The sequence below is a fragment of the Streptomyces sp. NPDC102259 genome, from assembly GCF_044766465.1.
Taxonomy (GTDB): domain Bacteria; phylum Actinomycetota; class Actinomycetes; order Streptomycetales; family Streptomycetaceae; genus Streptomyces.
Genome location: NZ_JBIWMA010000002.1, coordinates 294,123 through 317,945 on the forward strand (window position 1 = coordinate 294,123; position 23,823 = coordinate 317,945).

The 23,823-nt window shown below is 72.3% G+C and carries 17 protein-coding genes; 13 read left to right on the top strand and 4 right to left on the bottom strand.

Translation table 11 applies throughout. The annotated features are described in order from the left end of the window. Positions 1-57: 57 nt before the first annotated feature. Positions 58-918, bottom strand: a complete 861-nt coding sequence (locus tag ACIRPU_RS05940) for an alpha/beta fold hydrolase (protein WP_403862218.1) — start codon at positions 916-918, stop codon at positions 58-60. A 205-nt stretch (positions 919-1,123) separates the two neighbouring features. Here ACIRPU_RS05940 and ACIRPU_RS05945 point away from each other — a divergent pair, with 205 nt between their 5' ends. The 5 genes from ACIRPU_RS05945 (at position 1,124) to ACIRPU_RS05965 (ending at position 9,318) form a co-directional block, all read left to right on the top strand. Next, on the top strand, positions 1,124-4,060 hold the full coding sequence (locus tag ACIRPU_RS05945) for an AfsR/SARP family transcriptional regulator (RefSeq protein WP_403862221.1): 2,937 nt from the start codon (positions 1,124-1,126) through the stop codon (positions 4,058-4,060). 54 nt (positions 4,061-4,114) lie between these two features. After that, positions 4,115-6,367 (top strand): BTAD domain-containing putative transcriptional regulator, encoded by a 2,253-nt coding sequence (locus ACIRPU_RS05950; protein WP_403862224.1) that lies wholly within the window; start codon positions 4,115-4,117, stop codon positions 6,365-6,367. A gap of 147 nt (positions 6,368-6,514) precedes the next feature. Continuing rightward, positions 6,515-7,465: a helix-turn-helix transcriptional regulator gene (locus tag ACIRPU_RS05955; RefSeq protein WP_403862227.1), complete on the top strand. Its 951-nt coding sequence runs from the start codon at positions 6,515-6,517 to the stop codon at positions 7,463-7,465. Positions 7,466-7,612: 147 nt separating this feature from the next. Further along, a complete protein-coding gene (locus ACIRPU_RS05960) occupies positions 7,613-8,581 on the top strand; it encodes an alpha/beta hydrolase (protein ID WP_403862230.1) in 969 nt (322 codons plus the stop codon). Between the two features lie 23 nt (positions 8,582-8,604). Continuing rightward, the gene (locus tag ACIRPU_RS05965) at positions 8,605-9,318 is read left to right on the top strand and encodes an alpha/beta hydrolase (RefSeq protein WP_355702068.1); all 714 of its coding nucleotides are present in this window, start codon (positions 8,605-8,607) and stop codon (positions 9,316-9,318) included. Positions 9,319-9,373: 55 nt separating this feature from the next. Here the strand turns inward: ACIRPU_RS05965 and ACIRPU_RS05970 are convergent, their stop codons facing one another. Beyond that, the gene (locus tag ACIRPU_RS05970) at positions 9,374-10,315 is read right to left on the bottom strand and encodes a DUF1731 domain-containing protein (protein WP_403862233.1); all 942 of its coding nucleotides are present in this window, start codon (positions 10,313-10,315) and stop codon (positions 9,374-9,376) included. A gap of 364 nt (positions 10,316-10,679) precedes the next feature. On the opposite strand from ACIRPU_RS05970, the gene ACIRPU_RS05975 reads away from it, so the two are divergent. Both ACIRPU_RS05975 and ACIRPU_RS05980 read left to right on the top strand, forming a co-directional pair. Beyond that, the gene (locus tag ACIRPU_RS05975) at positions 10,680-12,734 is read left to right on the top strand and encodes a discoidin domain-containing protein (RefSeq protein WP_403862236.1); all 2,055 of its coding nucleotides are present in this window, start codon (positions 10,680-10,682) and stop codon (positions 12,732-12,734) included. A gap of 23 nt (positions 12,735-12,757) precedes the next feature. After that, positions 12,758-13,378, top strand: a complete 621-nt coding sequence (locus ACIRPU_RS05980; protein ID WP_403862239.1) for a TetR/AcrR family transcriptional regulator — start codon at positions 12,758-12,760, stop codon at positions 13,376-13,378. On the opposite strand, the gene ACIRPU_RS05985 is transcribed toward ACIRPU_RS05980, so the two are convergent. Further along, positions 13,359-15,425 (bottom strand): SpoIIE family protein phosphatase, encoded by a 2,067-nt coding sequence (locus ACIRPU_RS05985; protein ID WP_403862242.1) that lies wholly within the window; start codon positions 15,423-15,425, stop codon positions 13,359-13,361. The two genes, ACIRPU_RS05980 and ACIRPU_RS05985, sit on opposite strands and share 20 nt — an antisense overlap. Before the next feature lie 138 nt (positions 15,426-15,563). Between ACIRPU_RS05985 and ACIRPU_RS05990 the strand changes: the two genes are divergently transcribed. The 6 genes from ACIRPU_RS05990 (at position 15,564) to ACIRPU_RS06015 (ending at position 22,854) form a co-directional block, all read left to right on the top strand. After that, complete coding sequence (locus ACIRPU_RS05990) at positions 15,564-18,026, top strand: SpoIIE family protein phosphatase (RefSeq protein ID WP_403862245.1); 2,463 nt, start codon at positions 15,564-15,566, stop codon at positions 18,024-18,026. Between the two features lie 84 nt (positions 18,027-18,110). Further along, complete coding sequence (locus tag ACIRPU_RS05995) at positions 18,111-18,278, top strand: hypothetical protein (protein WP_355702062.1); 168 nt, start codon at positions 18,111-18,113, stop codon at positions 18,276-18,278. Then, positions 18,275-18,364 (top strand): K(+)-transporting ATPase subunit F, encoded by a 90-nt coding sequence (gene kdpF, locus ACIRPU_RS06000; RefSeq protein ID WP_016434100.1) that lies wholly within the window; start codon positions 18,275-18,277, stop codon positions 18,362-18,364. Before ACIRPU_RS05995 ends, kdpF begins: the two co-directional genes overlap by 4 nt. Positions 18,365-18,370: 6 nt before the next feature. Continuing rightward, entirely contained in the window at positions 18,371-20,035 is a 1,665-nt protein-coding gene (gene kdpA / locus ACIRPU_RS06005; RefSeq protein WP_403862248.1) for a potassium-transporting ATPase subunit KdpA, read from the top strand. Beyond that, positions 20,032-22,161: a potassium-transporting ATPase subunit KdpB gene (gene kdpB / locus ACIRPU_RS06010; protein ID WP_403862251.1), complete on the top strand. Its 2,130-nt coding sequence runs from the start codon at positions 20,032-20,034 to the stop codon at positions 22,159-22,161. Before kdpA ends, kdpB begins: the two co-directional genes overlap by 4 nt. Before the next feature lie 24 nt (positions 22,162-22,185). Continuing rightward, a complete protein-coding gene (locus tag ACIRPU_RS06015; protein ID WP_403862254.1) occupies positions 22,186-22,854 on the top strand; it encodes a potassium-transporting ATPase subunit C in 669 nt (222 codons plus the stop codon). An 8-nt stretch (positions 22,855-22,862) separates the two neighbouring features. Here ACIRPU_RS06015 and ACIRPU_RS06020 read toward each other — a convergent pair whose 3' ends face one another. Beyond that, a complete protein-coding gene (locus tag ACIRPU_RS06020; RefSeq protein WP_403862257.1) occupies positions 22,863-23,816 on the bottom strand; it encodes a LysR family transcriptional regulator in 954 nt (317 codons plus the stop codon). Positions 23,817-23,823 lie beyond the last annotated feature (7 nt).

Below are 23,823 nucleotides of genomic sequence, written 5' to 3' on the forward strand. Positions count from 1 at the left end.
GATGTCGTCCCGGGCCCTGGGTGTCCGGCGGCCGACCCGGTGCGGGCCGGTGCGCCGTCACCGAGCCGGTCCGTCCAGGACGGTCAGCAGTCGGTCGGCGAACTCCTTCGGGGACTCGACGGCTGCGAGGTGGCCGCCCGGGAACTCGACGAGTCCGCGTCCCAGCAGCTCCGCGAGGCGCGCGGCCGGTCCGTACAGCGGCAGTTGGCGCCGGGAGTCGCGCCCGGCGGCCGGCACCAGCTTGTGGGCCACGGGCCGGAGCGCCGCGAGGTCGGGCACGGCCGAGGAGAACGGACACAGGACGCGGCCCAGGAAGACGGGCAGGTTGGCGTGCATCCGGACGGCCATCTCCTGGATCTCGGGCGGCAGTTCCGTCGGCCGCGCGGGCGCCGGCCGGTCCGATCCGTCCGCCAGCCCCTCGCCGAGCCGGGTCATGGCGGCGTCGGCGCCCTCGGCGTGGAAGATCTCGCGTACCTCGGTGAACAGCGCTCGATGCGGGGCGGGATCCTCCAGAAGCCCCAGCAGCGGTGGTTCGTGCGCGACCACCCGGCGCAGCCGTTGCGGGTGCCGGGCGAGCAGATCCACCGCGACGACGGCGCCGGAGCTGCAACCGAGGACGACCGCCTCCTCGTCGGGGGAGAGCAGTTCGAGCAGCCGGTGGGCGTCGTCGCTCCAGACCGACACCCGTTCGTCGGCGCGGGGAGCGTCCGCCGGTCCGTCGAGCGGGCTGCGGGACAGACCTCGCGGGTCGTACGAGACGACCGTGTGGCGGGCGGCCAGCTCCGGTGCCATGCCCGCGTACATTCCGGCGTCCCCGGCGCCGCCGGGGATGAGCAGCAGGACCGGTCCGCTGCCGCGCGTCTCGTAGTGCAGGGTGGCGCCGGGCACTGCGAGGGTGCCGGTCCGGGGCGGGTTCATGGCTTGCTCCAGTCGGTTGTCCGTACGGGTGGGGGCCTCGTGCCCTCGACCGTTTCCTAGTATCCCTAGGTTTCAACCTAGCTCAACTAGGTTTTCGTTCGACCGCCGTCTCTGAGCAGCTGGAACGCGCCATGTGTAACTCTGGGTAATCCCTCTCCTGTCGTACAGTCGAGCCGGGGGAAGAAGACCGGAGGGAGGGGATGGCGTGCCGCTGGAGCCGGTGCGGTTCGCGGTCCTGGGGCCCCTTCGGGTGTTTCGGGGGGACGCGGAACTGGAGCTCGGAGGACCGCAGGAACGTGCCTTCCTGACCCTGCTGCTGGTCGGAGCGGGGCGGCCGGTCGCCGTGGGCGAGATCGTCGACGTCCTGTGGGGGGCGGCTCCGCCGCGCAGCGCGGTCAATGTCGTCCGGCGCCATGTGGGTTCGCTGCGCCGGCTGCTGGAACCCGGTCTCGCCGCCCGCGCGGAGGGGCGTTGGCTGGTGCGGGACGCCGGTGGGTACCGGCTGGTGACCGACGGTGACTCCTCGGACCTGCTGAGGTTTCGCGCGCTGCGCGAGGAAGGGCGCCGGATCGCGGACCGGTCACCCGCGCAGGCGCTCGAACTCCTCACCGAGGCACTGTCGCTGTGGCGCGGGCCGCTCGCCGTCGGCATTCCCGCGCAGGCCCGTGTGCACCCGGCGTTCGACGCGGTGGACCGTGAACGGCCGGCCGCCGTGCGGCAGGCGGCGGACGCCGCACTGCGCGCCGGGAGGCCGGAGGCGGTCCTGCCCGAGCTGCGACAGGCCGCAGCGCGGCACCCGTTGGACGAACCCCTCCAGGCGGGACTGCTCCTCGCGCTGGCGGCGGCCGGCCACCGCTCGGAGGCGCTGGCCGCCTACGAGGCCGTACGGGTGCGGCTGGCCGAGGAACTCGGCATCGACCCCGGAGCGGAACTGCGCGACGCGCGCGACGCGGTGCTGCACGGGGTGGTGCAGGGTGCGCGGGCCGCGTCGTCCGGTGCGTCGAGTGACGCGCCGAGCGATGTGTCGAGTGGTGTGTCCGAGGAGCCGGGGCCGGGCGGTTCTACCGCGCCCGCACCTGCGCCGGCCCCTCCGTCCTCCCTTCCGCTGCCTGCCCAACTCCCGCACGAAATAACGGCGTTCACCGGCCGGGACGTCGAGCTCGACGAGGCGTTCGCGCTGTCCGGCGCGGACGGGTCGCGGCCCGGGGCCGTGGTGATCAGTGCCATCGGCGGTATGGCGGGCGTCGGCAAGACCACGCTCGCGGTGCACTGGGCCCACCGGATCGCCGACCGGTTCCCCGACGGGCAGCTCTACGTCAACCTGCGCGGCTTCGATCCGTCCGGCGCCGTCCTGGACCCGGGGGAGGCCGTCCGGGGGTTCCTCGGCGCGCTCGGCGTGCCGCCGGAACGCGTCCCGCACGGGGTGGACGCACAGGCCGCCCTCTACCGCAGTGTGCTCGCCGGCCGTCGGGTCCTCGTCGTGCTCGACAACGCGCGTGACACCGAGCAGGTGCGGCCCCTGCTGCCCGGCTCGCCCGGCTGCCTCACCCTGGTCACCAGCCGCGACGAACTGACGGGGCTCGTCGCCGCCCACGGCGCCCACTCCCTGGTCCTGCGCCCGTTCGACGCCGTCCAGGCGCGGGCCTTCCTGGTCCGCCGACTGGGCGCGGAGCGGGTCGCGGCCGAGCCCCGGGCGGCCGACGAGATCGGCGAGCTGTGCGCCGGACTGCCGCTCGCCCTCGCCTGCGTCGCCGCCCGCGCCGCCGGTCACCCCCACTTCCCGCTCGCCGCCGTCGCCGCCGAACTGCGCGAGGCCCACGGCAGCCTCGACGCCTTCGCCCGCTCCGACGCCTCCGTGGACGTCGGCACGGTCTTCTCCTGGTCCTCGCGCGCGGTCTCGGCCGAGGCCGCCCGGCTGTTCCGGTTGCTCGCGTTGCACCCCGGCCCCGACCTCTCCCTGCCGGCCGCGGCCGCCTTGGCGGGCCTGCCCGTACGCCGGGCCCGGCCGCTGCTGGCCGAGCTGACCGGTCTGCATCTCGTCGGCGAACACAGTCCCGGCCGCTACGCCTTCCACGACCTTCTTCGCGCCCACGCCGGCGAACTCGTCCACGAGCGGGACTCCGACGCCGACCGCCGGGCGGCCCTGAACCGGCTGTACCACCACTACCTGCACACCACCCACGCCGCGGACCGGCTGCTGGCCCCCAACGCCGACCCGCTGCCCTTGCCGCCGGCGCCCGACGGCGTCCACCCCGAACCCCTCGCCGACGACGACCGCGCCCTGGCCTGGCTCACCGCCGAACACGCGGTGCTGCTCGCCGTGGTCGACCTGGCCGCCACGTCGGGGCAGCCCGTGCAGGAACGTCTCGCCTGCCAACTGGCCTGGTCCCTGGAGCCGTTCTTCGACCGACGCGGTCACTGGCACGACGGGCTCGCCGTGCAGCGCACCGCGCTCGACGCCGCCCGACGGCTCGCCGACCCCGCGCTGGAGGCCCGCGGCCTGCGCGGACTGGCCCGCGTGGAGGGCCGGCTCGGTCTGCACGCCAGGGCCGTCCCCCGACTGGAGCGGGCCCTGGAGCTCTTCACCGACCTGGGCGACGACACGGGCCGCGCGCACACCCACCGCAGTCTCGGCTGGGAGTGCGACCAGCAGGGCGACCTGCCCGGCGCCCTGCGGCACAACCGGTTCGCCCTCGGCCTGTTCCGTACGCTCGGCGACCGCGCCGCGCAGGCCAGCGTGCTGAACTCGGTCGGCTGGTACCACGCCCTGCTCGGGGACCACCGGCAGGCCCTCACGCACTGCTTCGAAGCCCTCACCATGCTCCAGCAACTCGGCGACCGCTACGGGCAGGCCGCCACCTGGGACAGCATCGCCTACGCCCACCACCACCTCGGCCGCCACCCGCACGCGCTCCTCGGCTACCGCAACGCCCTCGCCCTGCTGCGCGACCTGGGCGTGCCCTACGTCGAGGCCGACATCCTCGTCCGGGTCGGCGAGACCCACCTGGCCACCGGCGACCACGAGAGCGCCCGTACCGCCTGGGAGGAGGCTCTCGTCCTGTTCAGGGGCCTGAACCACCCCGACGCCGAGCGGGTCGAGGCACTGCTGGACGCACGGGACGGTCACGCCGGTGCCGTCTGACATCCGGCTCCGGCTCGATCACGCCGCCGGACGACGACACCCCCGGGTGACGTGATGCGCTTCGAGGTGCTGGGTCCGGTACGGGTGTGGCGGGACGAAGACGAGCTCGATCCCGGCTTCCCCCAGCAACGCGCCCTGCTCGCCCTGCTCCTGACGCACGCGGGTCGGCCCGTGCCGACGAGCGAGATCGTCGACGTGCTGTGGTCCGATCGGCCGCCCGCCAGCGCGCTGAACGTGGTGCGGCGCTACGTCGGCACGTTGCGGCGGCTGCTCGAACCGGGGCTGCCGCCCCGCGCTCCGGGCCGGCGTCTGCCGCGCCGGACCGGCGGCTACCTCCTGGAGGCGGCGACCGACGAGGTCGACCTGCTGCGCTTTCGTGAGCTGACCCGGCAGGGCAAGCGGGCGGCGGCCACCGGACGGCCCGAGACGGCGGCCCGGCAGTTCGTCCTGGCGCTGGGGGAGTGGCGGGGGCCGGTGGCGATGGGGATCCCGGCGTCCGCGCGCGAACACGTCCAGTTCACGGCCGTGCAGCGGGAACTCCTCGAGACGGCCCGGCTGGCGGCCGACGCGGCGCTGCTGTGCGGCCACGCCGAGCAGGCGCTGCCCGCCCTGCGCCGGGCCACCGCGCACGACCCCCTCGACGAGTCGCTGCACGCCAGGCTGGTGCTGGTGCTGGCCGCCTGCGGACTCCAGGCGGAGGCGCTGGGGGCGTACGAGGACGTCCGCCGGCGCCTCACCCGCGAACTGGGCCTCACCCCGGGCGCGGAACTGGCGGCGGCCCACACGCGCGTACTGCGCCAGGACGTCGGACACCGACTGAAGAGCGGGCCCGTCGTCCACCTCGGCCGACCGATCGAAACCACGAGGACCACCACCCCGGCCCCCGCGACCCCGGCCCCCGCGACCCTGGACCCCACGACCCCGGGACCCGCGGCCCCGGGCCGCACCGCCCAGGACCCCACGGCCCCGGCCCCGGCCGAGCCCCCCGCTTCCGGGCCGGACGGTCCGGGGGCTGTCCCTCCGGGGGCTGTCGCTCCGGGGTTCGCCGCCGGCGAGGCAGGTGTTTCCGGGGCCGCCGTCCCGGGGCTGTCCGCGCGCCGCCTCGCCGACCGTGCGGCTCCCGTTCCCGCGAGCGCCGGCTTCGGTCCCACCGTGCGGGGCCTCACCGTCCCGCGGCCGGGCGAGCGGGGGCCCGCCACCCCCGGTTCCGCCGACGACAGGGCCGCTGCCCCCGGGCCTGCCACTCGCGTCGGCGTGGGCGGACCCGCCCGCACGGCCGACGCCCCCGCCGGTCGGGGTGTCGTGGGGTTCGTGCGGCCCGCTCAGCTGCCGTCGGCTCTGCCGTCCTTCGTGGGGCGGGTCGTCGAGCTGGACTGGCTGGAGGGGATGGCCGGCTCGGCGGCGGGGGCCGTGCTGGTGGGGGGGATGGCCGGGATCGGCAAGAGCACCCTCGTACTGCACTGGGCGCACCGGGCCGCCGACCGCTTCCCGGACGGGCAGTTGCACGTGGCGCTGCGTGGCTCCGATCCGGCCCGGCCCGCCGTGGAGCCGGCCGACGCGCTGCGCGGGATGCTCGCGGCGCTCGGCGTGCCCGCGCCCCGCATGCCGGACGGGGTGGACGCCCTGACCGGCGTGTACCGCACCCTTCTCGCCCGTCGGCGCGTCCTCGTGGTCCTCGACGACGCCGCGGACACCGGGCAGCTGAGCCCGCTGCTGCCCACCGGTCCGGGCTGTCTGGCGCTGGTCACCAGCCGTCACACCCTGCCCGGACTGGTCGCCTCGGGAGCACGGCCGCTCCGCCTCGCACCGCCGTCCGCCGAGGACGCGTACGCGTTGCTGGCCGGACGGATCGGCGCCGAGCGAGTGGCCGCCGAACCCCGGGCCGTCGACGAGATCGTCGCCAGGTGCGGCCGGTTGCCGCTGGCGCTGGCCACCGTCGCCGCGCGTGCCGTCGGCCGACGGGACTTCCCGCTCGCCGCGGTGGCCGCCGAACTGCGCGAGGCGCACGGCGGACTCGACGCCCTCGCCGCCACCCGCGAGGCCTTCCTGGGCTCCTACCGGCTCCTGGCGCCGGACAGCGCGCGGCTGTTCCGGCTGCTGCCCCGGCACGAAGGACCCGACATCACCCCGGCCGGGGCCGCCGCGCTCGCCGGGCTGCCGGTGCGCCGAGCCCGGCTGCTGCTCGGCGTGCTCGCCGACGCCCACCTCCTCACCGAACCCGCGCCGGGCCGCTACACCCTCCACGACCTGCTGCGGGCCTTCGCCACGGAACGCGCCGAGGCGGAGGGCCGCCCGCACGGCCCGTGAAGGCGCTGTCACTTCGTTGTCACTCTTTTTGCACATCCGCCGAACTACCGTCCGGACGACGTGATGGACGGTCCCCGGAGGCTACGGCGGAAGATGCCCACTACCAGCAGCAGTACCTGTGACAGCGCCCGTACCCTCGACCCGCCCGTGTGCCGGACCCGCCTGGGCGTCGAGATCACGACCGGCGAGGAGACGCCGGCCCGGCTGCCGGGCGAGACGTCGCCGCACCCCGCGCACCGGCTGCTCGCCCGTGACGGCGGCGAGTACCTCTTCGTCGGCCTGCGGAGCGGCGCTCGGCCCGCTCCCGCCGCCCCCGCTCCCGCCGCCCAGGAGCCGGTCGATGCCCCCGGCCTGCGTCTGGCGCCCGGGGACGTCTGCTTCTACGACGTCCACCGCGCGCCCGAGCTCGACTTCCGCGAGCCGTTCAGGGCGACGACGTTCCTCGTCCCGGCCGACCTGCTCGGCCTGGTGGACTCCGACGTCCGGCGGCTCGCGCGAAAACCGGTCGCCCGATCCTCCCGGCTCGGCGCCCTGTTGTCGCCGCTGTTGTCCGACCTGGCCCGCGCCACGGCCGAGGCACGTCCTCCCGTCGGCGAGATGCTCGCCTGGAACGCGGTGAACCTGCTGGCGACCCTCGCCGCCGAGCAGTTGGGCACAGCGGCGCCCGGGACACGCGGCACGCACGGGTCCCGCGATACGCCCGGTGCGCCCGGTACGCCCGGTGCGCCGGGCGCGGCCGGCGCGCACTCCCCGGTGCTGGAGCGCGTCCTGGAGTACGTCGAACTCCAGCTGACCGACCCGGACCTGTCCCCGGAGACCATCGCGCGCGCCCACCACATCTCCGTGCGCTATCTGCACAAGCTGTTCAAGGACGAGGGCACCACCGTGGGCCGGTGGATTCTGCGCCGACGTCTGGAGGAGTGCCGACGCGACCTGATGCGGTACGGCCGCGGAGGCCGGACCATCGCGGCCGTGGCCGCCCGGTGGGGTTTCCTGAGCGCCACCCACTTCAGCCGGGTCTTCCGGTCGGCCTACGGCATGTCACCGCGCGAATGGCGGGACACCGCGGGGCGCGCCGCGCTGAGCGGCCCGCGCTGAACGCGGCCCGAATCCCGTGCCCACCACTCGGGCGGCCGCTGTGCACTGTGAGCACAGCGTCGGTGCGCGGGCGGACAAATTCCGTTCGCGCGGCGGATTTAGCGTGACGGGGCAAGACAACGCACATCGAATACAGCAGGAGATGCCATGTCCGACGTCGTCGAGCCGGTCACGCCGGTGCTCGAACCCGAGGCCGCGGCGTTCGCCGAGGCGACCGCCAACCCGCCGTACCTCTTCGACCTGCCGCCGGCGGAGGGGCGCAAGGCCGTCGACGAGGTCCAGTCCGGTGAGATCCACAAGCCCGAGGTCGACGAGGAGTGGGTCACCGTCTCCGGCGGTCCCACGGGCAGTGTCCGGGCCCGGATCGTCAGGCCGGCCGGCGCCGAGGGCACCCTGCCGGTGATTCTTTACATCCACGGCGCGGGCTGGGTGTTCGGCAACGCCCACACCCACGACCGGCTGGTGCGCGAGCTCGCCGTCGGCGCCGAGGCCGCGGTCGTCTTCCCCGAGTACGACCTCTCGCCCGAGGCCCGCTACCCCGTCGCCATCGAGCAGAACTTCGCGGTCGCCCGCTGGATCGTCGAGGAGGGCGCGTCCAAGGGTCTGGACGGCGGACGGCTGGCCGTCGCCGGGGACTCGGTCGGCGGCAACATGACCGCCGCCCTCACCCTGATGGCCAAGGAGCGCGGCGGCGTCCCGCTGGTCCAGCAGGTGCTCTTCTACCCGGTCACCGACGCGAGCTTCGACACCGCGTCCTACCACCAGTTCGCGGAGGGCTACTTCCTGCGCCGAGACGGCATGCAGTGGTTCTGGGACCAGTACACGACGGACGAGGCCGAGCGCGCCCAGATCACCGCGTCCCCGCTGCGCGCCACCACCGCGCAGCTCCAGGACCTGCCCCCGGCCCTGGTCATCACCGGCGAGGCGGACGTGCTGCGCGACGAGGGCGAGGCGTACGCGAACAAGCTGCGCGCGGCCGGTGTCCCGGTCACCGCGGTGCGTTTCCAGGGCATCATCCACGACTTCGTGATGCTGAACGCGCTGCGCCCGACCCACGCCGCCGAAGCCGCCATCACGCTCGCCGTCGGCACCCTGCGCGACGCCCTGCACGTCTGACCTTCTCCAGGAGACCTTTTCCCATGACCACCCCCACTGTCGTTCTGGTCCACGGAGCGTTCGCGGACGCCGCGAGCTGGTCCGGCGTCATCGCCGAACTCCAGGGCCACGGCGTCCCCGTGATCGCCCCGCCGAACCCGCTGCGCGGCCTCGCCTCCGACGCCGCGTACATCGCCTCCTTCGCCGCCCAGATCGACGGCCCCGTGATCCTCGTCGGCCACTCCTACGGCGGCGCCCTCATCACGGTGGCCGGCACCACGGAGAACGTCGTCGGTCTCGTCTACGTCGCCGCCTACGCCCTGGCGGAGGGCGAGAGCCTGGGCGAGCTCCAGGGCCGCTTCCCGCTCTCCACGCTGGTCAGCAACCTGAAGCAGTGGACGTACCCGGTTCCGGGCGGCGACCCCGCCGTCGAGGTCACCATCGCGGAGGACGCCTTCCCGTCGGTGTTCGCCGCCGACCTGCCCGGGGACGTCACCAAGATCCTGGCCGCGGCCCAGCGCCCGCTGGCCGCCGCCGCGTTCGAGGAGACCGCCACGGCGGCCGCCTGGCAGACCAAGCCGTCCTGGGCGCTGATCGCCGGCGCGGACGAGGCCATCAACCCCGAGGTCGAGCGCTTCGGCGCCCAGCGGGCCGGGGCGACGATCGTCGAGCTCGACGGCGCCTCGCACGCCGTCGCGGTGTCGCAGCCGAAGGCGGTCGCGGACCTGATCCTCGAAGCGGTCCGCGCGACGAGCTGACGCCCACCGAGAACAGCCGCGCGGACGTGACCCCTGTGCACGTCCGCGCGGCCCGTCAGCGGCCTCGCACCCGTCGTACGAGGTCGGCGGCGGCCTGTGGCCACTCGGGGTGGTCGAAGGCGAAGCCCGCGTCGAGCAGCCGGCCGGGGACCACGCGCCGGCTCTTGAGGAGCAGTTCGGTGTCCGAGCGCAGGGCGAAGGCGCCGAGTTCCGCCATCCACTTCGTCGCGGGCAGGCCCACCGGGACCTTCCACGCGCCGCGCAGCGCGCGCATGAACGCGCGGTGGGGGAGCGGGGCCGGGGCGGCCAGGTTCACCGGTCCGGCGAGGTCGTCCCGTCCGACGAGGAACTCGACCGCGCGGACGAAGTCGTGGTCGTGGATCCAGGACACGTACTGACGGCCGCCCGCGACCGGGCCGCCGAGGCCGAGCCGGGCGAGCCGCGACAGGACGTCGAACACCCCGCCCCGGTCCGGGCTCATCACCATCGCGGCCCGCAGCGCCACCTTGCGGGTGTGCGGGGTGTCGGCCATCTCCTGCTCCCGCTCCCAGGCGGTCGCGATGTCCACGCTGTAGCCCCAGTAGTCCGGGACGCCGGGTTCGGCTCCGCCGATCACGCCGGTGGCCTCGTCGTTGGGGGCGTCGAACCGGTGGGCGTAGACGGTGGCGGTGCTCATCTGGAGCCAGATCCGCGGGGGCCGCGCCGCGGCGGCGATCGCCCGGCCGACGACCCGGGCCGAGTCCACCCGTGAGTCCATCATCGCCCGGAGGTTGTCCGGTGTGTAGCGGCAGCTGACGCTGCGGCCGGCCAGGTTGACCACGACGTCGCTGCCGTCGATCACCTCGGTCCAGGGGCCGCGCGTGCGGCCGTCCCACGGGATCTCGCCGGGGCCCGTGGGCCGTCTGCTCAGTACCGCGACCTCGTGTCCGGCCGCGGTCAGCGCGCGGCGCAGCACGGTCCCCACCTGCCCGGTGCCGCTGGGTAGCACGATCTTCATGAGTGAGGCCCCCTCCTTGTCGAAGAGGACCCTACTACTGTTTTGAACGCGTTCAAAACATTTCCGAGATGTCCTTGCGCCCCGTGTGTCTCCAGTGCGGCCCGGACCCCCGACTCCAGCGCGCCCCGGATCCATGACGGCCTGACCGAGGTGGGATCGCCCGCGACGGGGGAGTTTGCGCCGTGCGCCGGGCCGTCCGTGGACCATCGCCTATCAGGTCAAGCGTCCCGGACCCTTGACTCGGTAGGGCATCTGTCGCGATCCTCGTCGCACTATCTTGCGCCGGTCATGACAATCTCATGGGCAGTCGAAAAGCCCTCGTCGACCGCGCCTTCCCGCCGACCGAGGGACGTGGGCTGTGACCATGACCGGACGCCCGTACCGCAGACGCCGGGATGTCACCGTCGTCTCCCTGCTCCTGCTCGTGCTCGCCACGGTCCTCGGCCCCACACCGAGCTCGGCGGCCGGCGCGGACTGGTGGACGCCGACGGCCAGACCGACCCCCGACTCCCAGATCAATGTGACCGGCGAGCCGTTCACCGGCACCGACTCGGCGGGCGATGTGCGCGGGTTCGTCGACGCGCACAACCACCTGTTCTCCAACGAGGCCTTCGGCGGCCGGCTCATCTGCGGCAAGGTGTTCTCCGAAGCCGGGGTCGCCGACGCGCTCAAGGACTGTCCCGAGCACTACCCGGACGGCACGCTCGCGCTCTTCGACTACATCACCCACGGCGGCGACGGCAAGCACGACCCGGCCGGCTGGCCGACCTTCAAGGACTGGCCTGCCTACGACTCGATGACCCATCAGGCGAACTACTACGCCTGGGTGGAGCGGGCCTGGCGCGGCGGACAGCGGGTGCTGGTCAACGACCTGGTCACCAACGGCATGATCTGCTCCATCTACCCGTTCAAGGACCGCAGTTGTGACGAGATGACGTCGATCCGCCTCCAGGCGAAGCTGACGTACGACCTCCAGGCCTACATCGACAAGATGTACGGCGGCACCGGCAAGGGCTGGTTCCGGATCGTCCTGGACAGCGCGCAGGCGCGTGAGGTCGTCAAGCAGGGCAAGCTGGCGGTCGTCCTGGGCGTCGAGACCTCCGAGCCGTTCGGCTGCAAGCAGATCCTCGACATCGCGCAGTGCAGCCAGGCCGACGTCGACAAGGGGCTGGACGAGCTGTACGCGCTGGGCGTGCGCAGCATGTTCCTGTGCCACAAGTTCGACAACGCGCTGTGCGGCGTCCGCTTCGACGAGGGCGGCCTCGGCACGGCCATCAACGTCGGCCAGTTCCTGTCCACCGGCACGTTCTGGCAGACCGAGAAGTGCACCGGACCGCAGCACGACAACCCCATCGGCACCGCCGCCTCCGCGGCGGAGTCGGACCTGCCCGCGGGCACGGAGGTCCCCTCGTACGACGCGGACGCCCAGTGCAACACCCGCGGGCTCACCGCCCTGGGCGAGTACGCCGTGCGGGGCATGATGAAGCGCAAGATGATGCTCGAGATCGACCACATGAGCGTCAAGGCCACCGGCCAGGCGCTCGACATCTTCGAGGCCGCGAACTACCCCGGCGTCCTGTCCTCGCACAGCTGGATGGACCTGAACTGGACCGAGCGGGTCTACTCCCTCGGCGGTTTCGTCGCCCAGTACATGCACGGCTCCGAGGCCTTCGGCAAGGAGGCCGAGCGGACCGAAGCGCTGCGGGACAAGTACGACGTCGGCTACGGCTACGGCACCGACTTCAACGGCATCGGCGACCACCCCGCCCCGCGCGGAGCCGACGCAGCGAACAAGGTCACGTACCCCTTCAAGAGCGTCGACGGCGGCTCCCTCATCGACAAGCAGACCGTCGGCGCCCGCACCTTCGACTACAACACCGACGGCGGCGCCGACGTGGGCCTGATCCCCGACTGGATCGAGGACATCCGGCTCGTCGCGGGCCAGGACGTGGTGGACGACCTCTTCCGGGGCGCCGAGTCCTACCTCGGCACCTGGGGCTCGACCGAGCAGCACCAGGCCTCGGTGAACCTCGCCAAGGGCCGTACCGCCACGGCGAGTTCGTCCGAGTCGAACCCGTTCACCAGCTACCAGCCCGGCCGGGCCGCGGACGGCGACGACGCCAGCCGCTGGGCCAGTGACTGGAGCGACGACCAGTGGTGGCAGGTCGACCTGGGCTCCACCAACCTGGTCTCCCGCGTCACCCTCGACTGGGAGCGCGCGTACGGGAAGTCGTACCGCGTCGAACTCTCCACCGACGGCACCACCTGGACGACCGCCTGGTCCACCACCTCCGGCGACGGCGGTCTGGACACGGCCAGGTTCACCGGCACCCCCGCCCGCTACGTCCGGGTGCACGGCCTGGACCGGGGCACGGATTGGGGATACTCGCTGTACGAGGTGGGCGTCCACAGCGCCTAGCAGGCAGCCACGGGGGGACACACATGGCACGGATGCCGTCGGCGCAACGGCGCCGGCAGCTGACGGAGGCGGCGATCAGAGCGATGGCCCGGGACGGCGTCCCCAAGACGACCACCCGGTCCATCGCCGCCGAGGCCGGGGTGTCCCTGAGCGTCTTCCACTACTGCTTCGACTCCAAGCAGGCCCTCGTCGAGTCCGTCATCACGACGCTCACCGACCACTCGGTGAGCGTCGTGAAGGACGCGCTACGGCCGAGGGCCACCCTCGAGGAGACCGTCCGGGCGGGCTTCCAGGCGTACTGGGACCACGTCCGCGCCCATCCCGACGAGCACATGCTGACCTACGAACTCACCCAGTACGCCCTGCGCGAGCCGGGTTTCGAGCAACTGGCCCGGCGGCAGTACGAGATGTACGGCGACGCCTACACGGAACTCATCGAGCAGCTCCGCAGCCGCATGGACCTCCGGCTGCGCGTCCCCGTCCCCGTCCTGGCCCGGTATCTGGCCGCCATGACCGACGGCCTGACCCTCAACTACCTCGTGCTGGGCGACGCGGGCGCCTGGACCGACATCCTCGACACGGTCACCTCCCACATCGCGGGGCTGGTCATGGCCGACGCACCCGCTACTGGGTCCGGGCGATGAGCAGGGCGACGTCGTCGTGGTCGTCGGGGTGGCGCAGGCCGTACAGCAGCAGGTCGCAGATCTCCTCCAGGGGACGGCCGGGCTCGTCCAGGAAGGTGAGCAGGACCGCCAGACGGTCGTCGATGGAGTGCAGGCGGGTCTCCACGAGGCCGTCCGTGTACAGGACCAGCAGATCGCCGGGGGCGAGTTCGGCCGTGGTGGTCTCGAAGGCGACGCCGCCGACGCCGAGCGGGGCCCCGGTGGGGAGCTCCAGCAGCGTGGGGGGATGGCCGGGACCGGCCAGTGCGGGCGGCATATGCCCCGCGTTGGCGATGCGGCACTGCCGGGTACGGGGGTCGTACACCGCGTACAGGCAGGTCACGATGTAGTGCTCCAGGTCGCAGGTGATCTTGTCCAGGTGCCGCAGCACGTCGCCGGGCTCCAGGTCGAGGTCCGCGTAGGCACAGGTCGCGGTGCGCAGCCGGCCCATGGTGGCGGCGGCGTCGATGCCGTTGCCCATGACGTCCCCGACGACCAGCGCGGTCTTGTCGTCGGTCAGCGGGATGACGTCGTACCAGTCGCCGCCGACCTCGCTGGTCGCCTGGGCGGGCTGGTAGCGGGAGGCCAGTTCCAGACCGGTGTGATGCGGCGGGTGGTCGGGCAGCAGACTGCGCTGGAGGGTCAGCGCGGTGTTGCGCACGCTCTGGAACCAGCGCGCGTTGTCGATGGCCACGGCGGCACGGCCGGCCAGCTCACCGGCCAGGATGACGTCGTCCTCGTCGAACGGCAGCGGGTTGCGGGTGCGCTTGAGGTCGAGGGCGCCGAGCACCTCGCCGTGGGCGATCAGCGGCACGGCGAGGTACGAGTGGACCCCGGCCCGGGCCAGCAGCGCACCGGCCTCGGCGTCCCGGGCGATCCGTGGGATGTCCTGCTCGCTGACGTGCCGCACCAGGACCGGCCGGCCGGTGTGCACGCACAGGGTGACCAGACGGTCACCCTCGTAGGCCGCGACGTCGCCCGGCGGGTCGGCGGCGCGCAGCGCCACGGTGGGGTGGCTCGCCTTCAGCGCGAGCGCGCGGAAGAGCTCCGAACCGTTGTCCGGCCGACGCGAGCGGCGCAGGGCCAGGGCGGAGTCCAGGATGTCCACGGCGACCACGTCGGCGAGCTGGGGGACGGCGATCTCGGCCAGTTCGTGGGCGGTCCGGTCCACCTCCAGCGTGGTGCCGACCCGGGTGGAGGCCTCGGCGATGAGGGCGAGGCGCCGCCGGGCCCGGTCGGCCTCCGCGGCGGCGCGGTGCCGTTCGGTGACGTCGACGACCGAGGCGGCCGCGCCCAGCACCCGCCCGCCGGGGTCCTCCAGGCGGTAGAAGGAGAGGGACCAGGCGTGTTCGTGCTCGGGGTCGGTCGGCGGGCGGCCCACGTGGTACTGGTCCAGCAGCGGCGTGCCGGTGGTGAGCACCTGCCGCAGGGCGGACTCGATGGTGTCGACGTCGGGAAGGGGCATCGCGTCCCTGAGCCGACGGCCGACATGATCCTCGGCGGGGATGCCGTCGATGCGTTCGAGCGCCGGGTTGACCAGGAGGTAGCACAGGTCGGGGTCCAGGAGGGCCAGACCGATCGGCGACTGGTTGATCAGCCGTTCGCACAGCGCCAGATCGGTCTCGACGCGCTGGAGCAGGTTGTGGTCGGCGGCGATGCCCAGGGCGTAGACGTCCCCGAGATCGTCCTGCAGCCGCATGTTGCGGAACTCCATCAGTCGGCTGCTGCCGTCCTTGTGCCGGATGGGGAAGGCGCCGGCCCAGCTCCGGCCGGTCTCCAGCACCTCCGCGAACAGCCGCACCACGGACTGGAGGTGCTCGGGGTGGATCAACAGCCGTGCCGCGTACTTGCCGAGGGCCTCCTGCGCGGTGTAGCCGAAGAGGTCCTCCGCCTGGGGGGTCCAGAACACGATGCGTCCGTCGATGTCGATGACCATCGCGGACACGCTCAGCACGTCCAGCAGGCCGGTGGGCGCGGACGTGTCGGGGCCGTAGGCGTCCCCGCCCGACCGGATGGGTTCGGCTGTCATCGCGGAGCCTCCTCCTGTACCTCCATGCTGCCTCCGGTTCGGCGTGTCGGGAAACCGGAGGCCTCGCGGGGGAGGTCGACGGCGCCGTGCGCATCGGGCGGACAAGCAGGACCATGGTTCGTGTAAAGGACGGAACCCATGGATTCTGCGCGAGATGCTTTCGACGCTCCGACGCCCGCGGGACCGCGCGATCTCCTCGACGCGTCCACCGACGCGGCGGCGATCGTGTCCGCGGACGGCGTCGTGGTCGGCTGGACGCGTGGTGCGGAAGCGTTGCTAGGCCGTCCGGCCGCGGAGGTCGTCGGCCGCTCGGCGGCGGAGCTGGTGGCGATGGACCGGGACCCGGCACGGGTGGCCGGTGTCGCGGCGCGGTGCCGGGCCGGCATGGGGTGGAGCGGTGTCATCTCCGTACGGCACCGGGACGGCCACCCCGTCGACGTCGACCTGCGGGTCTCCGCCTCCTTCCGGATCGGCGACGACGAGTGCTTCCTGCTCTCGGCACGCGGGCAGGGCGAGCAGTGGGCGCTGGGTCAGTCCGTCCTCGACGGGTTCCTGACCCGTTCCCCGGTCGGGATGGCCGTGATGGATCCACAGCTGCGCTATGTGTGGCTGAACGACACGCTGGAACGGTTCGGCGGTGTGCCCCGTGAACAGCGCCTGGGGCGCCGGCTGAGCGACCTGCTGCCCGGCCTTCAGGCGGTCGCCATCGAGGGGCTGATGGGCAAGGTGCTGGAGACCGGGGTCCCGATCACCGACTACGAGTACCTGGGGTGGAGCTGGGCCGACCCGCACCGCCGGCACGCCTACTCCACGTCGTTCTTCCCCCTGGTGAACGACGAAGGCTCCGTCACCGGGGTCTGCTACATGGTCCAGGACGTCACCGAGCGGTGGAACGCCCGCCGGCTGCTGTCGCTGGTCAACGAGGCCGGCACCCGCGTCGGCACCACCCTGGACGTGATGGTCACCGCCCAGGAGCTCGCCGACTTCGCCGTGCCCGGATTCGCGGACTTCGTCATCGTCGACCTCCTGGAGCCGGTGCTCAGCACCGAAGGGCACGGCGCGTGGCTGACCGACGCCGGCCCGGCGCCCGTGCGGCCGGTGATGCGCCGCGCGGGGATGTGTTCGGTGCGCGAGGGCTGCCCGGAGGCCGTGGCACGGATCGGGGACCGGGTGGACTTCCTGCCGCCGCCGCACGACGCCCACCTGCTCATCGACGGCGAGCCGATCCTCATCCCCGTACTCGATCCCTCCGACGAGCTGTGGACCACCGAACAGCCCGAACGGGCGGTGAGCATCCGCGAGTTCGGCCTGCACTCCCTCATCTCCGTGCCGATGCGGGCGCGCAACACCGCGCTGGGCCTCGCCACCTTCGTCCGGTCCCTGAACCCCGTCTCGTTCCGGTCCGACGACGTCCTGCTGGCCCGGGAGCTGGTGGCGCGGGCGGCGCTGTGCGTCGACAACGCCCGCCGGTACACGCGGGAACACACGGCCGCGGTCACCCTTCAGCGCAGCCTGCTGCCCCACGCCCTGGCGGGCGGAACGGCGTTGGAGCTGGCCTCCTCCTATCTGCCGGCGGACGCGACCGACGGGGTGGGCGGCGACTGGTTCGACGTCATCCCGCTGTCCGGGGCCCGGGTGGGCCTCGTCGTCGGCGATGTGGTGGGGCACGGCATCGCCGCCGCGGCGACCATGGGCCGGCTGCGCACCGCGGTGCAGACCCTCGCCGACATGGAGATGCCTCCCGACGAGCTGCTGGCCCACCTCGACGACCTCGTGCTCCGGCTGAGCGTGGAACGGACGGACGACCCGGCCGCCCACCAGTCCGCCACCGCCTTCCTCGGGGCGACCTGCCTGTACGCCGTCTACGACCCGGTCACCCGCCGGTGCGCCATGGCCCGGGCGGGCCATCCGCCGCCCGTCGTCGTCGGCCCCGACGGACGGGTGTCCTTCCCGGAGCCTCCGGCCGGGCCTCCGCTGGGGCTCGGCGGGATGGCCTTCGAATCGACCGAGATCGAGCTCGCCGAGAACAGCCTGATCGGTCTCTACACCGACGGACTCGTGGAGGGAGCCGACCGGGACATCGAAGAGGGCATGTCCCGGCTCGGCGAGGTGCTGGCCCGGTCCGACGCCGATCTGGCGACCCTGTGCACCTCGGCCGTGCGGCAGCTCGTGCCCGTGCCCCAGCCCGACGACATCGCCCTGCTCCTGGCGCGCACGCACGCCCTCGGCGCCGACCATGTCGTCTCCTGGGAGGTGCCGGTGGACCCGGCCGCCGTCGCCGACGTCCGGGCCCGGGCCACCCGGCAGGTGGAGGCCTGGGGGCTCGGCGATCTGGCCATGACGTCCGAGCTCATCGTGAGCGAGCTGGTGACCAACGCCGTGCGCTACGCCACGCCGCCCATTCGGCTGCGGCTGATCCTCGACGCGCGCCTGACCTGCGAGGTCTCCGACGCCAGCAGTACGGCCCCACGGCTGAGGCATGCCCGGATCATGGACGAGGGGGGCCGCGGCCTCTTTCTGGTGGCACAGCTGGCCCATCGCTGGGGTTCCAGGTACACGGCCGACGGAAAGATCATCTGGGCCGAGCAGGAGATCCCGTGACCCGGTCCGCGCCTCCTGCGGACCCCACCACCGACCGTCGGCCGTAAGGGCCGCGTCAAAGGCGTGGGCGCCGCCGTCAGAGACGTGTCAACGACGGTCGTTTCCGGCCACGGACGGTGTTCTCTCGGACTGTCCGTACCTCTTCCGCACCTCTTCAAGGAGTTCGCGATGGCCGACCTGGCCTTCGTCGTCACCACGCTCGCGGTCTTCGCGCTGGTGGCCCTCGTCGCCAAGGGGGTGACCAAGCTGTGACCGCCGAGAACATCGTCGGCCTCGTCGTGGCCGTCGCCCTGCTGGGCTATCTGGTACTCGCCCTGATCTTCCCGGAGAGGTTCTGAGCGGCCATGGGTCCCGTACTCGCCGGCGTGCTCCAGCTGCTGGCTCTCACGGCGGCGCTGGCGCTCGCCTACATCCCCCTCGGCACCTACATGGCCAGGGTCTACTCCTCCCGCCGGCACTGGCGCGTCGAGAAGTGGATCTACCAGGGCATCGGCGCCGACCCGGACACCGAGATGCGCTGGCCAGCCTACCTGCGCGGTGTGCTGGCCTTCTCGGCGGTCGGCGTCCTCTTCCTCTACCTGCTCCAGCGGCTCCAGGGCCACCTGCCCGGCTCGCTCGGCTTCAGGGCCATCGACCCGGACCAGGCGTTCAACACCGCCGCGTCCTTCGTCAGCAACACCAACTGGCAGTCGTACTACGGCGAGCAGGCCATGGGGCACGTCGTGCAGACGGCGGGTCTGGCCGTGCAGAACTTCGTCTCCGCGGCCGTGGGCATCGCGGTGGCGGTGGCTCTCGTACGGGGGTTCGCGCGGTCCCGTACCGGTGAACTGGGCAACTTCTGGTCGGACCTGGTGCGCGGGACCGTCCGTATCCTGCTGCCGCTCGCCGCCGTCGCCGCGATCGTCCTGGTCGCCTGCGGCGCCCTCCAGAACTTCTCCGGAATCCACGAGGTCGGCCAGTTCTTCGGCGGCTCGCGGCAGTGGAACGGCGGCGCGGTCGCCTCGCAGGAGGCGATCAAGGAGCTGGGCACCAACGGCGGCGGCTACTTCAACGCCAACTCCGCCCATCCGTTCGAGAACCCGACCCCGTTCACGAACCTCTTCGAGATCTTCCTGCTGCTGGTGATCCCGTTCGCGCTGACCCGCACCTTCGGCATCATGGTCGGCTCCGTCAAGCAGGGTTACGCGATCCTCGCGACGATGGCCGCCATCTGGGTCGGCTTCGTCGCCCTGATGATGTGGACCGAATTCGCCCATCACGGTCCGGCGCTCCAGATCGCCGGCGGCGCGATGGAGGGCAAGGAGGTCCGCTTCGGGGTCGGCTCCTCGTCCATCTTCGCGGTGTCGACGACGCTCACCTCGACCGGCGCGGTGGACTCCTTCCACTCCTCCTTCACCGGCCTCGGCGGCGGCATCACCCTGCTCGGCATGATGCTGGGCGAGATCGCGCCCGGCGGCACCGGCTCCGGCCTCTACGGCATGCTGATCATGGCAGTCGTCGCGGTGTTCATCGCCGGACTGATGGTCGGCCGTACGCCCGAGTACCTGGGCAAGAAGATCGGCACCCGCGAGATCAAGTTCGCGGCCTGCTACATCCTCATCACCCCGGCGCTGGTACTGGTCTTCACCGCCGCGGCGATGGCGCTGCCCACCCCGGGCAACTCGATGAGCAACTCCGGCGCGCACGGCTTCTCCGAGATCCTCTACGCCTACACCTCGGCGTCCAACAACAACGGGTCGGCCTTCGCCGGTCTGAACGCGGACACGCAGTGGTTCAACAGCACCCTGGGCGTGGCGATGCTCCTCGGCCGATTCCTGCCGATGGTGTTCGTGCTGGCGCTGGCCGGCTCGCTCGCCGAGCAGCGGCCGGTGCCGGTCACGGCCGGCACCCTGCGCACCGAGAAGCCGCTGTTCACCGGTCTGTTGGTGGGCGCGATCCTGATCATCACCGGGCTGACCTATTTCCCCGCTCTGGCGCTGGGACCCCTCGCCGAAGGGCTGGCGTCATGACGACCGACGTAACGAAGCAAGAGGACTCGATGTCCACAGTCACTCCCACCCGGGCACCCCACCAGGACGTCCGGACCCGTCACCAGGAGAGCAGGGTGGGCGCGGGGCTCTTCGACCCCGGGCAACTCGTCAAGGCACTGCCGGACGCCTTCCGCAAGCTCGATCCGCGGGTGATGGTCACGTCACCCGTGATGTTCGTGGTGTGGATCGGCTCCCTGCTCACCACCGTCTTCTCCTTCAAGGACCCGGGCGACTGGTTCGGCTGGACCATCAGCGCCTGGCTGTGGCTGACCGTGGTCTTCGCCAACCTGGCGGAAGCGGTCGCCGAAGGCCGGGGCAAGGCGCAGGCCGACACCCTGCGCAAGGCCAAGACCGACACGGTGGCCCGACGGCTCGCCGGGCACTCTCGCTCCGAAGAGCGGGTCCCCGGAACCGAGTTGAGGATCAGCGACCTCGTCGTGTGCGAGGCCGGTGACGTCGTCCCGGGCGACGGTGACGTCGTCGAGGGCGTCGCGAGCGTCGACGAGTCGGCGATCACCGGTGAGTCGGCGCCGGTCATCCGTGAGTCGGGCGGTGACCGGAGCGCCGTCACCGGCGGCACGAAGGTCCTCTCCGACCGGATCGTCATCAGGATCACGACGAAGCCCGGCGAGACCTTCATCGACCGGATGATCAGCCTGGTGGAGGGCGCGGCCCGGCAGAAGACGCCGAACGAGATCGCGCTGAACATCCTGCTCGCCTCGCTCACGATCGCCTTCCTGCTCGCGGTGGCGACGCTGCCGCCGTTCGCGGACTACGCGGGCACCCACCTCACGATGGTCGTGCTGGTGGCGCTGCTGGTCTGCCTCATCCCCACCACGATCGGCGCGCTGCTGTCGGCGATCGGCATCGCGGGGATGGACCGACTGGTGCAGAGGAACGTACTGGCCATGTCCGGCCGGGCCGTCGAGGCCGCCGGCGACGTCTCGACCCTGCTGCTCGACAAGACCGGCACCATCACCCTCGGCAACCGCCGGGCCGCCGAGTTCGTGCCGGTGCGCGGGACGACCGAGGCCGAACTCGCGGACGCGGCCCAGCTGTCGTCGCTGGCCGACGAGACGCCGGAGGGCCGTTCCGTCGTCGTCCTGGCGAAGGAGCGGTACGGGCTGAGGGAGCGCCATCAGGGTGACCTGTCCGGCGCCGGGTGGATCGTCTTCACCGCCCAGACCCGGATGTCGGGCGTGGACGTCGACGGGCGCAGGATCCGCAAGGGCGCGGCCGGTTCGGTCGTCGCCTGGGTCCGGGAGCGGGGCGGCGAGGTGTCCGAGGACGCGGGCGCGCTCACCGACCGGATCTCCGAGGCGGGTGGGACACCGCTGCTCGTCGCCGTCGAAGACACGCACGGCGCACGGGTGTTGGGAGTCATCCACCTCAAGGACGTCGTCAAGGACGGTATGCGCGAGCGGTTCGACGAACTGCGCCGGATGGGCATCAAGACCATCATGATCACGGGCGACAACCCGCTGACGGCGAAGGCGATCGCCGAGGAGGCCGGCGTCGACGACTTCCTCGCGGAGGCCACCCCCGAGGACAAGATGGCGCTCATCAAGCGGGAGCAGGCGGGCGGCAAGCTCGTCGCGATGACCGGCGACGGCACCAACGACGCACCCGCGCTGGCCCAGGCGGACGTCGGGGTGGCGATGAACACGGGGACGTCGGCCGCGAAGGAGGCCGGCAACATGGTCGACCTCGACTCCAACCCGACCAAGCTCATCGAGATCGTCGAGATCGGCAAGCAACTCCTCATCACCCGGGGCGCGTTGACGACGTTTTCCATCGCCAACGACGTCGCGAAGTACTTCGCGATCATCCCGGCGCTGTTCGCGGCGGTCTACCCGGGCCTGGACAGGCTCAACATCATGGGACTGTCCTCGCCGGACTCCGCGATCCTGTCCGCGGTCGTCTTCAACGCGCTGATCATCATCGCCCTGGTCCCGCTGTCCCTGAGGGGCGTGCGGTACCGGCCGGTGAGCGCGGACAGGATGCTGCGGCGCAACCTGACGATCTACGGCATCGGCGGCCTGGTCGCGCCCTTCGCCGGCATCAAGCTCATCGACCTGCTGATCTCCCTCGTTCCCGGGCTGTAACCTCTCGAAAGCGTGCTGAAGGCTATGAACAACTCGGTTACGAACACGGCCCGGTTGCTGTGGGCGGGCCTGCGAGCCCTGCTCGTGCTGACCCTGGCGACGGGTGTCGTCTACCCACTGGTGGTCACCGGGATCGCCCAGGGGGTCTTCCCCGGCCGGGCCAACGGCTCCGAGATCGAGGCGGACGGCCACGTCGTCGGCTCCTCCCTCATCGGCCAGGCCTACGACCTGCCGTTGAAGAAGGGCCAGGAGACCCCGGAGCCCGACCTGAAGTGGTTCCAGGGCCGTCCGCGCAACGGCCTCGGCGTCAACAGCGTCAACACCCGGTACAAGCTGATCCTGTCCGGCGCGACCAACCGGTCCGCCGACGACAAGGACCTGATCGACTGGGTGACGGCCGCGAAGGCGGCGGTCGTCGAGGACAACTCGACGGCCGACTACCGGGTCAGTCCCTCGGACGTGCCGGCCGACGCGGTCACCTCCTCGGGCTCCGGACTGGACCCGGACATCTCCCCGCAGTACGCGGACATCCAGGTGCACCGGATCGCCGAGAGGAACGGCCTGTCCGTGGCCCAGGTCCGCGAGCTGGTCGACGAGCACACCGAGGGCCGCACCCTGGGCTTCCTCGGTGAGCCCCGGGTGAACGTCCTGGAGCTCAACCTCGCGCTCAAGGGCCTGCTGACGACGGGCTGAGGGGGCATTCACGCATTCACGCCTCGGACGCGGCCCGGGGTCCGGGCTCCGGAGGCGAGCGCGCTCAGCTCCGCTCCCACGCGGGCAGCGGTCTCGCGCAGCCAGATATGGGCCGCGTCGTGGGTGTGGACCGGGTGCCACCACAGGGCTTCCTGGAGGGGGACCACCTCGTACGGCGCCGCCATGACGCGTACGGCGGCCACCCCGCGCAGCTGCTCGGCCAGGCGCTGCTGCACCAGGGCGATCCGGCGGGTGCCGGCCACCAGGAACGGCAGCACCTGGAAGCTGTCGACGGAAACCTCGACGCGGGGTTCGATGCCGAGCATGCTCAACTGGCGGGCGGCGGGGGCGTCGTAGGTGCGCTGGTAGGTGACCCAGGGCAGCCGTGCCAGGTCGTCCATGGTCAGCCGGTCGCCGACCTCCTCGTTGGTCTCGGCGACGAGAAAGGCCCAGCCGTCGGTGAACAGCTCGACGGCGGGGAAGCCGCTGATGACGCCGTGCGGCATCAGCAGCCCGTCCGCCGCGCCGAGCAGGGGGGCCGTCTCCTCCGTCACGTCGGTCGGAGGCCGCTGGAAGCGCAGCCGTACCCCGGGAGCCTCGGCGTGCACGGTCCGGGCGAGCTCGGCGCCGAACACGGCGACGGCGTAGTCGGAGGAGAGCAGGGTGAACTCGTGCTCCTCACGGCCGGGAACGAACTCGGCCCTGCTGCTGAACACCCTTTCCAGCAGGTCACAGGCGGTGGCGGTGCGGTCGAGCAGGGCGCGCCCGAGTGCGGTGAGCTCGTACTGGCCGCCGACGCGGGAGAGCAGCTCGTCGTCGAAGTGGCGGCGCAGACGGGCCAGGGCCGCGCTCATCGCGGGCTGGCTGAGCCCGATGCGCTGTCCGGCCCGGGTGACGTTGCGTTCCTCCAGCAGCGCCCGTAGGGACAGGACGAGGTTGAGATCGAGGCCGGACAGGTACACGACGCCT

What these genes read in the sequence shown, in the direction of transcription:
- ACIRPU_RS05940 (WP_403862218.1), bottom strand. Translation starts at nt 918, where the DNA reads ATGAACCCGCCCCGGACCGGCACCCTCGCAGTGCCCGGCGCCACCCTG.
- ACIRPU_RS05950 (WP_403862224.1), top strand. Translation starts at nt 4,115, where the DNA reads ATGCGCTTCGAGGTGCTGGGTCCGGTACGGGTGTGGCGGGACGAAGAC.
- ACIRPU_RS05960 (WP_403862230.1), top strand. Translation starts at nt 7,613, where the DNA reads ATGTCCGACGTCGTCGAGCCGGTCACGCCGGTGCTCGAACCCGAGGCC.
- ACIRPU_RS05965 (WP_355702068.1), top strand. Translation starts at nt 8,605, where the DNA reads ATGACCACCCCCACTGTCGTTCTGGTCCACGGAGCGTTCGCGGACGCC.
- ACIRPU_RS05970 (WP_403862233.1), bottom strand. Translation starts at nt 10,315, where the DNA reads ATGAAGATCGTGCTACCCAGCGGCACCGGGCAGGTGGGGACCGTGCTG.
- ACIRPU_RS05975 (WP_403862236.1), top strand. Translation starts at nt 10,680, where the DNA reads ATGACCGGACGCCCGTACCGCAGACGCCGGGATGTCACCGTCGTCTCC.
- ACIRPU_RS05980 (WP_403862239.1), top strand. Translation starts at nt 12,758, where the DNA reads ATGGCACGGATGCCGTCGGCGCAACGGCGCCGGCAGCTGACGGAGGCG.
- ACIRPU_RS05985 (WP_403862242.1), bottom strand. Translation starts at nt 15,425, where the DNA reads ATGACAGCCGAACCCATCCGGTCGGGCGGGGACGCCTACGGCCCCGAC.
- ACIRPU_RS05990 (WP_403862245.1), top strand. Translation starts at nt 15,564, where the DNA reads ATGGATTCTGCGCGAGATGCTTTCGACGCTCCGACGCCCGCGGGACCG.
- kdpA (WP_403862248.1), top strand. Translation starts at nt 18,371, where the DNA reads ATGGGTCCCGTACTCGCCGGCGTGCTCCAGCTGCTGGCTCTCACGGCG.
- kdpB (WP_403862251.1), top strand. Translation starts at nt 20,032, where the DNA reads ATGACGACCGACGTAACGAAGCAAGAGGACTCGATGTCCACAGTCACT.
- ACIRPU_RS06015 (WP_403862254.1), top strand. Translation starts at nt 22,186, where the DNA reads ATGAACAACTCGGTTACGAACACGGCCCGGTTGCTGTGGGCGGGCCTG.